This window comes from Pseudomonas sp. 4CAES_32.4 (assembly GCF_058136335.1).
In genome coordinates, this window is sequence record NZ_CM176882.1 from 3,068,428 (window position 1) to 3,083,763 (window position 15,336).

5 protein-coding genes are annotated in these 15,336 nt (G+C 62.0%); 2 read left to right on the plus strand and 3 right to left on the minus strand.

Annotated features, from left to right (window positions below):
• Positions 1-33: 33 nt before the first annotated feature.
• The gene (locus tag AC3Y64_RS13660) at positions 34-11,349 is read right to left on the minus strand and encodes a cadherin-like domain-containing protein (protein ID WP_489987870.1); all 11,316 of its coding nucleotides are present in this window, start codon (positions 11,347-11,349) and stop codon (positions 34-36) included.
• Between the two features lie 274 nt (positions 11,350-11,623).
• Between AC3Y64_RS13660 and AC3Y64_RS13665 the strand changes: the two genes are divergently transcribed.
• A complete protein-coding gene (locus AC3Y64_RS13665) occupies positions 11,624-12,421 on the plus strand; it encodes a DUF2092 domain-containing protein (RefSeq protein WP_489987871.1) in 798 nt (265 codons plus the stop codon).
• A gap of 1 nt (position 12,422) precedes the next feature.
• A complete protein-coding gene (locus AC3Y64_RS13670) occupies positions 12,423-13,007 on the plus strand; it encodes a hypothetical protein (protein ID WP_158953629.1) in 585 nt (194 codons plus the stop codon).
• On the opposite strand, the gene AC3Y64_RS13675 is transcribed toward AC3Y64_RS13670, so the two are convergent.
• Together AC3Y64_RS13675 and proP are read right to left on the minus strand one after the other, a co-directional pair.
• On the minus strand, positions 13,008-13,601 hold the full coding sequence (locus AC3Y64_RS13675) for a hypothetical protein (protein WP_489987872.1): 594 nt from the start codon (positions 13,599-13,601) through the stop codon (positions 13,008-13,010).
• 70 nt (positions 13,602-13,671) lie between these two features.
• Positions 13,672-15,174, minus strand: coding sequence for a glycine betaine/L-proline transporter ProP (proP, locus tag AC3Y64_RS13680; protein ID WP_489987873.1), 1,503 nt, complete (start codon positions 15,172-15,174; stop codon positions 13,672-13,674).
• Between the last annotated feature and the right edge of the window lie 162 nt (positions 15,175-15,336).

A 15,336-nucleotide genomic window follows, 5' to 3' on the forward strand; every position in this document is an offset into this window, starting at 1 on the left:
TTGCATTCTTGGAATTTTTTCAGTTCGACTGCATTACCGTGGTGCTCGCCGCTGCGCTGCATCGCGCAATTGCGCGCTGAAGCCCTTGGCCCGTGGTTTTTCCTGTTGTTGTTCAACGTGTGCCGGACTGTGCGTCAGATCGGCCGGGTTCAAAGTGAACAACGACGGATCGCTCAACAGCCCATCGGCACTCAACCCGGTACGGCCCTGGCGCCCCTGAATCCACAGCAGATCCAGTTCGCTTTCCAGGCGACTGGTGCGCACCGCTTGCTGGACGAATTGCCCCGGCACCAGCCCCAGACCATTGCCCACCGACTCACTGGTGAATTCACCAACCGCCGCCAGACGCAGGTTGCTGCCATCGACGCCCCAGGCCGACAGCTCGGAAATTTCCGCCACGCGTTCAACCACGGGTGTGACAAACACCGCCGGTTGCGGATCGGGAATGAGGAAGTTGCGGTTGAGGGTGTTCGGGTCGCGCTCGAAGTTGTTGCCGCCCGGCGCCGGAATGAATGGCGTGGCGATGTCGAGGGTGATCGCCAGTTCGGCCTGATCGCTCGCGCCGTTGCGGTCGTTGATGGTGTAGGTGAACACGTCGCGCAGGATCTGCCCGAGACCGGCAGCAGCCAGCACCGCTGGATTGTTTTGATCGATGGTGTAGGTGAAGCTGCCGTCAGCGTTCAACACCAGCGTGCCGTAGAGACCGATGACCGGCTGACCAATCACGCCAGCAGTCCCGGAATCAGCCTCGGCACCCGTGCGAATCCCGACCACCACCAGACTGTCGTTATTGTCGACATCGCCATCGTTGGGCAACACGTTACCGGTGGTTTGCGGCGCCGGCGCCTGATCGCTGGCGAAACCGCTGTCGTTCTGCGCAACCGGCGCGTCGTTGGCGCCTTGAATCACCACGGTCAAGCGCGCATCCGACGTCGCGCCGGCGGTGTCGACCATGCGATAGGTGAAGGTTTCGCTGAGGGTTTCACCGGCAGTGCGCAAGGCCTGCACCACGGGATTGTTGTTGTCGATGACGTAGGTGTAGCTGCCATCGGCGTTCAGCGTCAGTTGCCCATAGAGGCCGATCAACACTTGCCCGGCGCCGGTGGACTGTCCGGCCTGATTGCTCACGCTCTGCACCTGTTTGCTTTCGCCATTGGCCACGCTGTCGACGTCAGTGTCGTTGTCCAGCACATTGCCCGTGGCGTTGCTGCCCGGCGTGCCGTTATTGACGCCGCCGGCCTCGAGCGCCGTGGCGCTGTCATCCACGGCAACCGGGGTGTCGTTGCGCCCGTCGACGGTGATGCGCAACTCGGCGGTGCTGGTATCGCCCCAGCGGTCGACGATGGTGTAGCTGAACACTTCGTTCAGGGTCTGGCCGCTCTGGCGCAAGGCCTGGACGGCGGCCAGATTGTTGTCGACGGTGTAGGTGTAGCTGCCGTCGGCGTTGATCAGCAGGTCACCATAAAGTCCGCGCAACGACGTGCCGACGCTGCCCACCGTACCGATGTCGCTGACCGTGCCGGTGTGAATGCCAATCACCGACAGCGGGTCGCTTTCGGCATCGGTGTCGTTGTCCAGGACATTGCCGCCGGGATTGATCCCCGGTTGACTGTTGTTGCTGCCGCCGGCCTCGACCGCTGTCGCCGTGTCGGTGTTGGCCTCCGGCGCCGAGTTGCGCCCGCGAATGATGATGTGGATTTCCGCCAGATCGTTCTGCCCGCCACGGTCGCTGACCTGATAGGTGAAGCGTTCGTTGAGAAATTGCAGCGGGCCCAAGGCCAGAACGGTCGGATTGCTCGAGTCGAGGTTGTAGGTGTAGCTGCCGTCGGCGCCAATGATCAGTTGCCCGTAGAGGCCGTTGATCAGCTTGCCGTTGCTGTTGTCGGTGCCTGCGCTGACCCCGGACAGACTGCCGCCAGCGTCTTCGGTGCCGAAACGGATGCCGGTGACGGTCTTGCTGTCGCCCTGATCGACGTCGGTGTCGTTGGGCAGCACATTGCCGCTCGGATTGACGCCATTGCCGTTGCCATTATCGGCCACGGCGAGCGCCGTATCGTTGGCCGCCACCGGCGCATCCCAGGCGCCATCGATGCGGATGCTCAATTGCGCGTTGTCGGTGGCGCCGGCGATATCGCGCATGCGATAGGTGAAGGTTTCCACCAACGAATCGCCGACTTTCAAGGCCTGCACAGCCGCCAGCGTGTTGTTGATCACGTAGCTGTAAGTGCCGTCGGCATTGATCGTCAGGGTGCCGTACAAACCATTGAAGCTCTGCGCGACACCGACGTTGGTGAAGGTGCCACCCGCCGCTTCGCTGCCGGTGCGAATCCCGGTGACGACTTTCACGTCGTTGGCATCGACATCGGTGTCATTGGTCAGCACGTTGCCGCTCGGATTGACCCCCGGCGTGCCGTTGAACGTGCCACCGGCCTCAATCGCCACGGCACTGTCATCGCTGGCGACCGGGTTGTCGTTGGCCCCGCGAATGGTGATGGTCAGCGTTGCGCTGCTGGTGGCGCCGGCGAGGTCGCGGATCTGGTAGGTGAAGGATTCCGTCAGCGTGTCGGCATTGTTTCGCAAGGCCTGGACCTGCGGGTTGAGGTTGTCGACCAGATAGCTGTAACTGCCATCGGCGTTCAGGGTGAGGGCGCCGTAAGTGCCATTGAAACCGCTGCCGATCAGGCCCACCGAGGAGCCCTGATTAACGCCGATCACGCTGAGCACTTCGCCGTTGCCATCGACGTCAGTGTCGTTGCTCAGCACATTGCCGCTCGGATTGATGCCCGGCGTGGCGTTGTTCGCACCGCCGGCTTCGACTGCGGTGTTGCTGTCGTTCTGTGCGACTGGCGTGTCATTGCGTCCCTGAATGCTGATATTCAACGTGGCGCGGTCGGTGGCCCCGGCCGCGTCGATGACCTCGTAACTGAACGCGTCGAGCAGGGTATTACCGGCGCGTAAGGCCTGAACCGCCGCCATGCTGTTGTCCAGACGATAGCTATAACTGCCGTCGGCGTTCAGGGTCAGCCAGCCATACGTGCCGCGCAACTCCGTGCCAAGGGCGCCGGCTGTGCCGGTTGCGGCTTCGCTGCCAGTTCGCACCGAGGACACCGCGCGGGTTTCGCCATAGTCGTAGTTGGGCAGGTCGCCGGGGACTTCGCCACCATCGACATCCGCGTCGTTGTCCAGCACGTTGCCGCTAGGATCCTGCCCAGGCTGGTTGTTGTTCAAGCCACCGGCCTCGATGGCTACGCCGGAGTCATCGCTGGCAATCGGGTTGTCGTTCTGCCCGCGAATCAACACGATGATTTCCGCTGTGTCGATTTGCGGGGTCGCACCGACGCCATCGCTGACGGTGTAGGTGAAACGTTCCGAAAGCAGATCGACGCTGCGGCGCAGGGCCTGCACGTCGGGGTTGCTGTTGTCGACTTCGTAGACGTAGCTGCCGTCGGGGAAAATTGTCAGCGTGCCGTACAGCCCGGCAATCACCGTGCCGCCGAGATTGACCGCAATCGGCGTGCCTGGATCAGCAGTGGCGCCGGACTTGATCAGCGTCACCGTCAGTGGGTCACCGTCGGGATCGGTATCGTTGACCGTGACGTCGCCCGAAGGGTTGACGCCCGGCGTAAGGTTGTTGATCCCGCCGGCTTCGGTGGCCACCGCGACGATGTTCTGCGCAACGGGTGGATCGTTGACACCATGCACGGTAATGACCAGTTGCGCGGTGTCGGTCAGGCCGGTGGTGTCGGTGACGCGGTAGGTGAAGAACTCGGTCAGGGTCTGGCCGGGAGCCAACGCTTGAACCAGTGCATTGGTGCTGTCGACGTCATAAAAGAACGAGCCATCGGCGCCGATGCGCAAGGTGCCGTAGAGCCCGGCCACCACGGTGCCGTTGGCGGAGGTGGTGCCGGTTGCCACGCCACTGAGCGTGTCGACGGCCGGGTTGTAGGTGGCCTCGCTTTTGTTGATCACGCCATTGACCAGCAACTGGCTGCTCGGCTGGTCGTTGGCATCAACGTCCTGATCGACGCCATTGCCACCCGGTTGAGTGATCGGCCCGGGACGGCTGGGAAACTGGATGACGTTGCCGCTCGGATTGCTTTCCGACGCAGTGCCATTGGTTGATGCCGCTTGCGCCGAAGCCGCGTCATCGCTGGCCACGGGATTGTCGTTGGCGCCCTGAATGACGATGCGCAATTGCGCGACATCATCGAGCCCAGCGGTGTCGGTCAGTCGATAGCTGAAGAACTCCACCAGTTGTTGCCCGGCGCTCAGGCGCTGGACTGTTGCATTGCTGTTATTGACCACATAGCTGTAGGTGCCGTCAGGATTGATGGTCAAAGTGCCGTAGAGCCCGGAAATCGCCGTCGCGCCGCTGACCGCCGTGAAATTGCCGGCGCCCGCTTCGGCCACCGGACGAATGCCGGTCACGGTGCGGGTTTCGCCATTGGCAGCGCTGTCGACGTCCTGGTCATTGGTCAGCACATTGCCTCTGGCATCGCTGCCCGGTGTGCCGTTGTTGACGCCGCCAGCCTCGATGGCCACACCGTCGTCATCGATACCTTGCGGCGTGTCGTTGGCCCCCTGAAGGGTCACGCTCAACGTCGCGGTCGAAGTCGCCCCTTCAAGGTCAGCGAGCACGTAACTGAAGTCATCCCGCAGGGTCTGGCCCGACAGGCGCAGCGCCTGCACGGCAGCGTTGTTGTTATCGACGACGTATTGATAGGAACCGTTGCTGCCAATCACCAACTGGCCGTACAAGCCATTGATCACCGTGACGCCCAGCACTGGCGTCTGGATGCCGGCGCCGGGGCCGACCGAGACCACGTGCAGGCGATCGGCGTTGGTGGCGATGTCGACGTCGGTGTCGTTGGTCAGCACGTTGCCGCGCGGATCGACCCCGGCAGAAGCGTTGTTGAGGCCGCCGGCTTCTACCGCTGTGGCGCTGTCGTTGACCCCGAGCGGGTTGTCGTTGACCGCCGCGAGGATGATTTGCAGGGTGTCGGTGTCGGTCAGCGCATCGGCGGCGGTGCCGGGAATCCCGTCGCCATCGGCATCGCCATAGTTGCCACGGTCATTGCTGAGCACGGTCAGGGTGTCGGTGCCGTTGAAGTTGGCGTTGCCCAGATATTGCAGGCTGGCGAGCGCGGCGTTGATGTCGGCGAGGTTGCCGGTCAGGGTCAGGCTCGCGGTGTTGGCCCCGCTGACCGTCACGCCCGGCACGGTGGCGCCAAGGAACAGCGTGCCGTGGGTGACCGTCAGAATCACGCTGATGGCACGGTCGTTGACGTTCGGATCGCGGTCAGCATCGACATCGGCGACGCTGATCCCGCCGATATTCAACACCGTGTCTTCCTGGCCGTTTTGCGTGCCGGGGAGGGTGTTCACTGGCGCGTCGTTCTGTTCGACGTAACCGGCGTTGGCGCTTTGCGTGTCGGCATCGCCCAAGGTGATGGTGACCTGGCCAAGAGTGCCGGCATCGCTGTCGACCCGTACGCGCAAATCCCCGATCGGTTGCGGATAACTGACCAGCCCGGCGGGTACGTCGATGCGGAACACGCCCAGTGGCAACACGCCGAAGCGGTACTGGCCGTTGGCATCGGTTGTGGTGGTGAATTGCAGATTGTCGGCCGTGGTGTCGAGGCGTCCGTCGGCACCGGCCCAGGTCAGGGTCACGGTTTGCCCGGCCAGACCGGCGCCATCCGGCGTAACGCTGGCGGTCGGGCTGGCGGTGTCGTTCCACAACGTGCCGCTGATCACGCCGAGTCCGGCGTTGTCGCGCAAGATGTACTGGTTCGGCCCGACGGCGCTGCCGTCACGCTCGCCGGTGGTGGTGCCGTCGACGCCCACCGTGTTGCCGCCCCAACTGGTGAAATCTTCCGGCAGGCTGCTCCAGGTCAGCGTCGCGTTGCTGCTGGCGACGATGGTCGAGTTGGGCAGATCCACCGAGTAGCGCACCTGAACCTGCGCGCCGACGTCCAATTGATCGAAATTGACGCTCAAACCGCCGCTGGTGCTGAAGCTGATGCCCGCCGGCAGATTGCCCGGGCCGTACGTCACGCCATTGATGCTGACGCTGAGCAAGGTGTAGTTGCTGCCGCCGGCAAAGTTATCGCTGACTTGCGCATCGAACGCCGGTAGTCCGCCGTTCTGGGTGAAACTCAATTGCACCGTGGCGTTGCCAACGGTGCCGCTCGGGTTGGGGTTGAAGTTGATGATCTGCTTGTCGAGGCCGCTGAAGCCTGGCTCGACCACGCGCTCGAACACCGTGTCACTGACCGCACGCCCCGCGCCATTGACGACTTCCAGCGCGGTCACCGCCAGTTGCGCGCCGGCAACGTTGGCGGCGATGTTGGTCACGCGCACGTTGAATTCGATGGAAATGCCTTCGAGGTCGTCATCGTTGCCATTGCCATTGACCACGTTGCCCAGGTTGAACGTCACCACCTGGCTGCCATCGGGATTGGTGATGACGGTCAAGCGGCTCGGGTCGAAGATGCCTTGTGGCGCCAGCCCGGACAGGTCGGAGGTAATTGGCAGGGCTTCGGGGCTGTTTTCGTTGCCATCGATGTCCAGCGTGCCGCCGACGATCAGGTTGGCGTCGCTGGTCAGGCCGCCGTTGGAGATGAAAGCAATGCGCAGGGCATTGACCAGTGCATCCGGCGAAATGAACTGCAAGCCGTTGGCCAGGGTGATCTGTATCTGATAGTTGGGGTTGTTGCCCTCGGGCACCAGCACCACGACGCGGTAGCGGATCACTTCGCCGACGGTGACTTGCTCGACGGCTGCGGTGGTCGGGTTGGGCGCCGCGGTGTCAGGCAGGCCACCCACGCGAGAGATTTCGATGGCCTGAGCCACCGGAATCAGCAAGGTCGACAGGTTGCGATAATCGTTGAGCGCGCCGCCATTGAGCACGCCGTCGACGCCGCTGCGTTCGCCGGCATTGCCGCCGTCGAGGCTGGTCCATTGCACGCTGGCGACGTTGGCGATGTTCGACAACGCTGCGGCACTGGCGTTGACCACGCCACTGAGCTGCAAGACGATGCTGCCGCCCTTGGCGATATCGATATTGGCGCCGCTGGCGGTGCGCAACTGGCCGCCGACGATTTCAAACGCCACGCCGCCGTTGTTGGTCGCGCCGTTCTGATAGAGCACGCCGACCAGCGTGACGTTGCTCAACTGGGTGGGCAGGGTGTCGAGGAAACTGATGTCGAACGCACTGAAATCGGTGGCGCCATTGCCGTTGCTGATGGTGATGGTGAACGTCACCGTATCGCCCTGATCGTAACCGCCAAGGCCGGAGGTTGAAGTAATCACTTGATTGACCTGAAGGGTCGGCTCGCGCACGGTCACCGTGGGCTGGCCACCCGTGAGTGCGACGGTGCGATCCACGGCCACTGCGCCATTCGGCGTGTCGCCATCCGGATCACTGAACACCAGTTGCGCATTGTTCTGCAGCGAGACATTGGCCTGGTTGGCGATAACGTTGTTGGCCACCAGTTGCAGGCGAATCACGAAGGTGTTGTTGCCGGTCTGGTTGTCCGCCGAGACGCTGGAGACGCTGAACGTCCAGCGCCCGTCGACGCCATCGCCGCCCAACGTGCCGCCAATCCCGGCGAAACCGCTGACCAGCACGTTGCCGGCAAAGTCAGCGCCCAGTGCGCCGCTGCCGGCACGGGTGGTGATGATCTGGTAGCCGAGGCCGTTATTGAAGCTGGTGTCGAGGCGCATGCCCGGTGGAATCAGGTCTTCGATGCGCAGGTTCTGCGTGGTGCCTTCAGGCAGCGTGACGACAATGTCGTAACGCATGCTTTCGCCGATCACCAGATCGCTGCCGGTGGTATGGGCGGCGCTGGAGTCGCCATTGTCTAGGGTGCCGTCGGCGAACACTTTGCCGATCACTGGCGCGGCCACTTGCTGCGTGGCCAGATCGGTAAGGTCGGTCGGAGTAAAATCGGTGCCGCCGTTGACGCTGGCGTAATTGCTCAAAGTGGCGGTGGTCTGCAGGCTGCGGCTGGCCTCGATGGTGGCGCTGACCACCACGTCATAACTGATCACCACGACATTGGCGCCGCTGGTGTCGGCGGCGGTGCCGCTGCGTCCGGCGAGGAGCGAGGCCTGACCGCCAGCATCGAGAAAAGTGATCTGGTTGCCGTTGACGCTGTAGTCGGTGCCCAACACCAGCAGCGTGCCGTCACCACGATAAATCTGCAGATTGGCCGCCGCCAGGCTGCCGCCGACAAAACTCAAACCGGAGGGCAGGGTGATGCTGGTGCTGACATCAAAGGCGCCGCCGCCACCGCTGTTCTCAATCGCAGTGACCAGACGCAAACGGTCGGCGCCGTCGATGTTGTTGATGTTGCCGTCGACCGCCGACAGGTCGGTGACGCTGCCATTGAACGGCACGCCGGTGCTGCCCGGCGGGTTCCAACTGCCGGTGGTGCCGGAGACCGTACCGTTGGAGCCCGAGACCACGCCATGTTTGATGTTGAGCACCGGCTCGGCGACGGAAACAATCGCCACCACGTCGGAAGAAATCAGCGTGCGGTCGGTGAGGGTGGTTTGCTGGCTCGATTGCGCGAGCACGTCCAGCGAACGCTGGTCGGCAAACGGCTGATCGCCGACGCGCACAGTGAAGCGAATGACGATGCGGCTGCCGGTGGTGGTGTTGGTTGCGAAGCTGCCGAAGTCGAAGACCACCGAGTTGCCATCGGCACTGGTCACGCTGACCACGCTGCCAGCATTGGTGTTGCCCGCGCCCAGTTGCCACTGGCCGATATCACTGCCCGAACTCCAGGTAATCCCGTTGACATCGAACAGCGGCAACGGCAGGTACGCCGTGAGTTTGAATTGCTCGTAATCGCCGGTCACCAGGTCGTAACTCAGCTCGAAGGTCACCTCATCGCCGGGGCGCAACTCGCCGTTGCCCGGTGGTGCGCCGTTGTTGACCTCGACCAGATTGATATCGACGTTGCTGGTCGGAATCACGCTGGTGGTGGTTGAACCATCGGTTTCACTTTCGCCGGTCAGGTTGAACTGATCCTGCAACAACGTGCCGTCCACGGTGGCGGTGTTGCCGAGTTCATCGCCTTCGTTGATGTCCGGGTGCGGGTCGCCCGAAGGCGGCTTGTAGGTCTGGCCGACGATGGCTGAATAGCTCAACACGGCGACCACCGCGCCTTGCAACGTGTCGTCGAAGGCCAGATCACCATTGAGCCAGCCACGAATATTGGAAAACGCATTGCGCAACGATTCGGCGATGTCGAACACCATCGAAGTGCTGCCGTCGGCGTTGTTGACCACGCTGGTGACCAAAGTGATGGTTTGCACCACGCCATTGATGGTCACGGTGAGCGTAGGCGTGCCGCTGAGGGTCTGGCCGTCGCTGAGTTGATCGCGGACGACCAGTTGGCCTTCGTTGAAGAAGTCCTTGCCGAAGGCGAAGTAGTCGGAAATCGCCAGGTTCAGGGTGTATTGCAGGGTGTCGCCGGGGCTGATGCCGGTGTGGCCGACGTCGTTTTGCATCGTCGCGGTTTTCAGCAGTGTGATCGACTTGGCGATGAACTGCGTGCCTTGGCCGGTGCCGCTGAAATCGATGGTGGTGTTCGGCGCGGTCAGGTCGCGCGGGTCGAGCGGCACCCATTGCCCCGAAGCTGTCGGGGGGCCAAGGGTCAAGGTGACAGCATCGCCGGTGACCGGGTTGATCACCGGTTGGCCGTTGGCATCGACTTCCGGCACATAGAAGGCCACCACGGTGTCGGTCTTGCCGCTCAGGTTGTCGTACGCGACGGTGAACGAGTTGATGTAAACGTCATTGGCCGCAATCAATATGGCGATTTCCGCCGGATTGGTCACCACGGTGCCGTCGTGCAACGTGATTGAGGTCAGCCGTCCGCCGGGGCCGGGGGTAATCGAATTGACCTGGATATTGTCCGGCAGCGGTTGGGTGATGACGACATTGGTCAGCGTCTGGCCCGGTGCCGGCGTGGCCGAGAGGGTCAGCGTGCGCACATAGTTGGGGCCGGTGGCGGTTTCGCCTTCCGGGGTATTGATCGTTTCGCTGACGGTAATCACCGTCGGGTGCACGACGAAGGCGGCGGTGCCGGCCTGAATCAGGCTCGGATCGTTGGTCGGGTTGTCCAGTGCATCATTGCCGAACTCGAAACCGCCGCTGGCGCGGATGGTCAGGTCGGGCGTGCCGTTGGAAAACGCGGTGTCGGCCAGATTGCTCAGGCTCGCGGTGACCTGCACGCCGATCACCGGTTGCTGATTGGTCACGCTGGCGAACGGCAGTTCAATCACCACCAGTTTGTCACCGGCGCGCATGCCGTAAGTCGCGGCGTTGATGATCAGGAAATTGCCGTTGGCGTCCTTGGCGAGCGGATGCGTGGCGTTGCCATTGGCGTCGAATGTCACCACGTGGCTGATCAGGTTTTGCCCCAGGTACGTGGCCGAAATGAAATTGACGCCGTCGTCGCCGTCCTTGCCGGTGGCGGGCATTGCCAGGTTGATGAACGGTGCGTAACCGACCTGGGTCGAGGTATTGCTGAAATTCGCGGTGAAGGTGAAACGGTCACCCAACAACACATCGCTGCCGCCGGTGGATACCGTGGCGGTCGGTGCCGCATCGGCGAGCAAACCGTCGAAATGCGCCATGGCGAGGCTGCTGATAGCGATGCTCTTGTCGATGTCGCCGACTTTGGTTTCCAGCGTCCAGTCGCCGCCGGCCTTGCTGCTGCCGGTGTCATTGCTGGAGGCGCCGACATCGGCCCCGGTCCAGCGGGCCAGTTCGCTGACCAGCGTCTGCCCGGCGGCACCCGCGCCGACGTCACAGCCGTACAGCTGAATGTCCGCGCCTTGGGTGAGGTTGCCGCGCCATTGTTCGAGGGTTTTGCCCAGTGAATCGATGTTGTCCGAGGTGACCGTGCGGCTGCCAAGGGTGAATTGTCCGGCGGCGCCGTGGGACATGATCTGGATCGAGTCGACCTTGCCCAATTGCGCCAGCGCGGCGGAGATCGCCGCCAAACCGTCTTCACCGACGTTCACCACAATCGCCGTGACATTGCCCGGTAATTGCGCGAGCAACTGGTCGCGGTTTTCGATGCGGCTGTCGATCACCAACAGGCTGCGTGCCGCCGACGGTGCCTGCTCGGTGGCGGCGCGACCTTCAGTCGGCGTGGCGTGGGGAACTTGCGCATCCACCGCAGCGGGCGGGGCAGCGGGGTCCGAGTGATGTTGCTCCACGGTCGCCGAAGCGGCGGCGCCGTCGAACAGAATTCTTGGCTCCAAAGCCAATGCCTGACGCTGCGGACGCAAATGCGCACCGCCGAATCCACTCCGTGAACCTTGCATGACCGGCCCTCATACTGCCTGCTGAATCCTTCCATTGAGTGCCGGCGCCAAGCGACGGACAAATTCAGCGTAGGTCGTTTCCTACGGTTTTCCAGCGCTGCGGCGGCTATTTCAGGGGCTTGGATCAGAAGGGAAGCGCAGCTGGATAGCAGCCTCTGGCCATCAATGCACGAGGGATTTGTGCGCATTGGCGCAGCCCGATACTGGCGTCTAGGCTGGACAGTCAGTCGCCCATTCGGGCGTCACGCCCAACGCAGGGACAGGAGCGGAACCGATGAAAGCCCCAGTCAGTATGGTCTGCCTGATGTTCACGCTGGTTCTCGCGCCGGGAGTCCGTGCCGATGATCCACTCGCGACACCGGCCACACCGGCAACCGATGCGGCGGATGACACGCCGCTGGTCAACCCGCAGGTGGTCGACAAGCTCATCGACATGGGCGATTACCTGCGCAGCCTGGCGAAATTCCAGGTCGACGCCCAAGTCTCGCGGGACACCGTTCTGGAATCGGGGCAGAAGATCAAGACCGAGTCGGTCAACACCCTGAAAGTGGTCGGCCATGACCGTTTGTATGCGAAAAGCGAAGGCGATGTGCGCACGCGCGAGTTCTTCTACAACGGCAAAAAACTCACCCAGTATTCGCCCTATCTGAAGTACTACACGACGGTGGACGCACCAGCCACCGTCGCGGAAACCCTGCACAAGGTCGAGAACTACTATGGCGTGCAGGTGCCGATGGAGGATCTGTTTCTGTTCGGCAGCGACCAAGCGCAGATCGATGCCTTGAAAGCCGCGCTTTACGTCGGGCCGTCGATCATCAAGGGCCAGCTCTGCGACCACTTGGCGTTCCGCCAGGAGGGCATCGACTGGCAGTTGTGGCTGACCCGCTCGGACAAACCGTTGCCGTGCAAACTGGTGATCACCACCACTGACGACAAGACCTACCCGGAATACAGCGCGGTCTATCAGTGGAACCTCAAGCCGACGATCCCGGAATCCCAGTTCACCTTCAAACCGGGCAAGGGCGATGTGGCGATTGCGATGAAAAAAACCAGCGATCAGGGAGGGCAGTGACATGCACAAGTCAATGACGTGGAGTCTGTTGATCTCGCTGGCCACCGCAATGCTGTTGACCGCAGGTTTGGTCGCTGAGGCGGACGCCCGTGGGCAACGTGCCCAGGGCCATGCCCGTGCCAACGTCAACCGTGCGCCGGCGCCCCATGCGCAACGGGCACAGCGCATCAATGCGCCGCAGCGCGCCAATCATGTGAACGCCGGTAATCGGGTCAATTCGGGCAATCGGGTGAATGCCGGCAACAACGTCGGCAACCGTACCTACGTCAACAACAGCAATCGCAACGTCAACCGCAACCGTAACGTCAATATCAACAACCATCGCGACGTCGACATTGATGTCGATGGGCATGGTCGTTATGGCTACGACGATCACTATCATCCGATCGCGACCGCCGCCGCTGTGACGGCAACGGTTGCAGTGACAGCAGCGGTGGTCGGCTCGATTTTTACTCCGGCGCAAATGCCCAACGAGTGTGTGCAGGTGATTCGCTACAACGTCGCCTACATGCAGTGCGGTTCGACCTGGTACCAGCCGCAATATCAGGGCAGCGATGTAACGTATGTGGTAGTCAACGCGCCGTGATCAGGCTTTCGGCACCCAGGGTTGCATCAGCGCAAACATGCCGCGACCGCCACGGCGCAACCCGGTGGCCAGGGTCGGCCACGACAGTTCGGTGACAATCACTTCACTGGCGGGCACCAGTCGGACTTCACCGGAGGTGCCGCCGGCAGGTCCGCCGTCGGGCATGAAGATGGTCAACCAGTCATCGACGCTTTCGACGATCAGGCACGGACGCCAGCCTTCGCCTTCAGCAATGATGCCGACCTTGGAACCGTCCTCGTTCTCCAGACCGGCAAAGCGCGCCGTGGTGTCCTTGAACAACTGGTAGCCTGGCAAGTTGCTGAGCAATTTGTTTTCCGTGGCTGCCATGGCCCGCGCCGCCACTGAAGTGCGCGCCAGCAACCCGGCAAGAAAACACAGCACGATCAGGCCGATCAACGTCGCCAGACTGATCAGCGTGACGCCAGCCACGTCTGAGTCCTTGAACATCGGCAGCAGCTTTTCCACAGGGCCGCGCAGCAGGTGAATGGCTTTTTCGACCAGCACGACGATCAGTACCAGCGGCAGGATGAACAGCAGACCACCGATCACGGTGGTCTTGATGAACTTGAACATGACGGCTCCTTGAATGACGTGCGATGCGGATTCAAGGCTAGCTGATGCTCAGCAACGTGCTGGCGATGTGTCAGTCGATTCGCGGGTGCTGTTGCGCCAGTTCCTGGCGTTTGGCTTCCAGCGCGGCGATTTCGGCGTCGATGTCTTCGATTTTCTGTTCGATATTGTCGTGGTGTTCCTGCAGCAGTTCCTTGGCTTCTTCTAGGTCGGAAGCCGCCGGAGCCGCACCACGCAGGGGTTTGTTGGCGGTTTCCTTCATGGTCACACCGGTGACCAGACCGACCACGGCAATCACCATCAGGTAATACGCCGGCATGTACAGGTCGTTGGTGCTTTCCACCAGCCAGGCCACGGCAGTCGGGGTCAGACCGGCGATCAACACCGAGACGTTGAAGGCACTGGCCAGCGCGCTGTAACGAATGTGGGTGGGGAACATCGCCGGCAGGGTTGAGGCCATCACACCGATGAAAAAGTTGAGCAGCACGGCGAGGATCAGCAGCCCGGAAAAAATCAGGCCGATGCTGCCGCTGTTGATCAGCATGAACGCCGGGATGGCAAACAGGAACAGGCCGATGCTGCCGACGACGATAAACGGCTTGCGGCCAATCTTGTCGCTGACAAAGCCAATCAACGGCTGCACAAACAGCATGCCGACCATGATCGCGATGATGATCAACACGCCCCGATTTTCGCTGTAATGCAGGTTGTGCGACAGGTAACTTGGCATGTACGTCAGCAGCATGTAGTAGGTGACGTTGGTCACCGCGACCACGCCGATACAGGTCATCAGGCTGCGCCAGTGTTTGGTCGCCACTTCCTTGAACGAGACTTTCGGGCCACGGGCCAGGCCTTCGCGGTCACCTTGTTCGAGTTTTTCAACGTGTTGCTGGAAGGCAGGGGTTTCTTCGAGGGCGTGACGCAGATAGAGACCGATCATGCCCAGCGGCAGGGCGAGGAAGAACGGCAGGCGCCAGCCCCACGATTCGAATTGCTCCTCACCGAGCGTGGTCGAGATCAACACCACCACGCCGGCACCGAGGACGAAACCGGCAATCGAGCCGAAATCCAGCCAGCTGCCGAGAAAGCCGCGTTTGCGATCCGGCGCGTATTCGGCAACGAAGATCGAAGCGCCGGTGTATTCACCACCGACCGAGAAGCCTTGGGCCATTTTCGCCAGCAATAAAAGGATCGGCGCCCAGATGCCAATCGAGGCATAGGACGGAATCAGACCGATGGCGAAGGTGCTCAGCGACATGATCACAATGGTCGCGGCGAGGACTTTCTGTCGTCCGTACTTGTCGCCCAATGCGCCGAAGAACAGACCGCCCAGCGGCCGGATCAGGAACGGCACGGAGAATGTCGCCAGTGCGGCGATCATTTGCGTGCCAGGGTCGGCGCCGGGGAAAAACACCTTGCCGAGCACATAGGCGACGAAGCCGTAGACCCCGAAGTCGAACCATTCCATGGCGTTGCCCAGTGCGGCGGCGGTAATTGCCTTACGCATCTTGGCGTCGTCGACGATGGTGATGTCGTCCAGGCCGATTGGCTTGACGGTTTTCTTGCGTGATTTCATCCGGTTTTTCTCTTTGCTAATCCATCTTGCCGCGTAGATGCCATCGATTTGATGGCGCGTACTCTTTGGCTCAGATACATGAGGTCACGAAATAATTCACTGCTCGGCGCTTTTTTTCCCTGAGGAGAGTGTAGGAGCTGCCGCAGGGATTGCCTTGAGCGC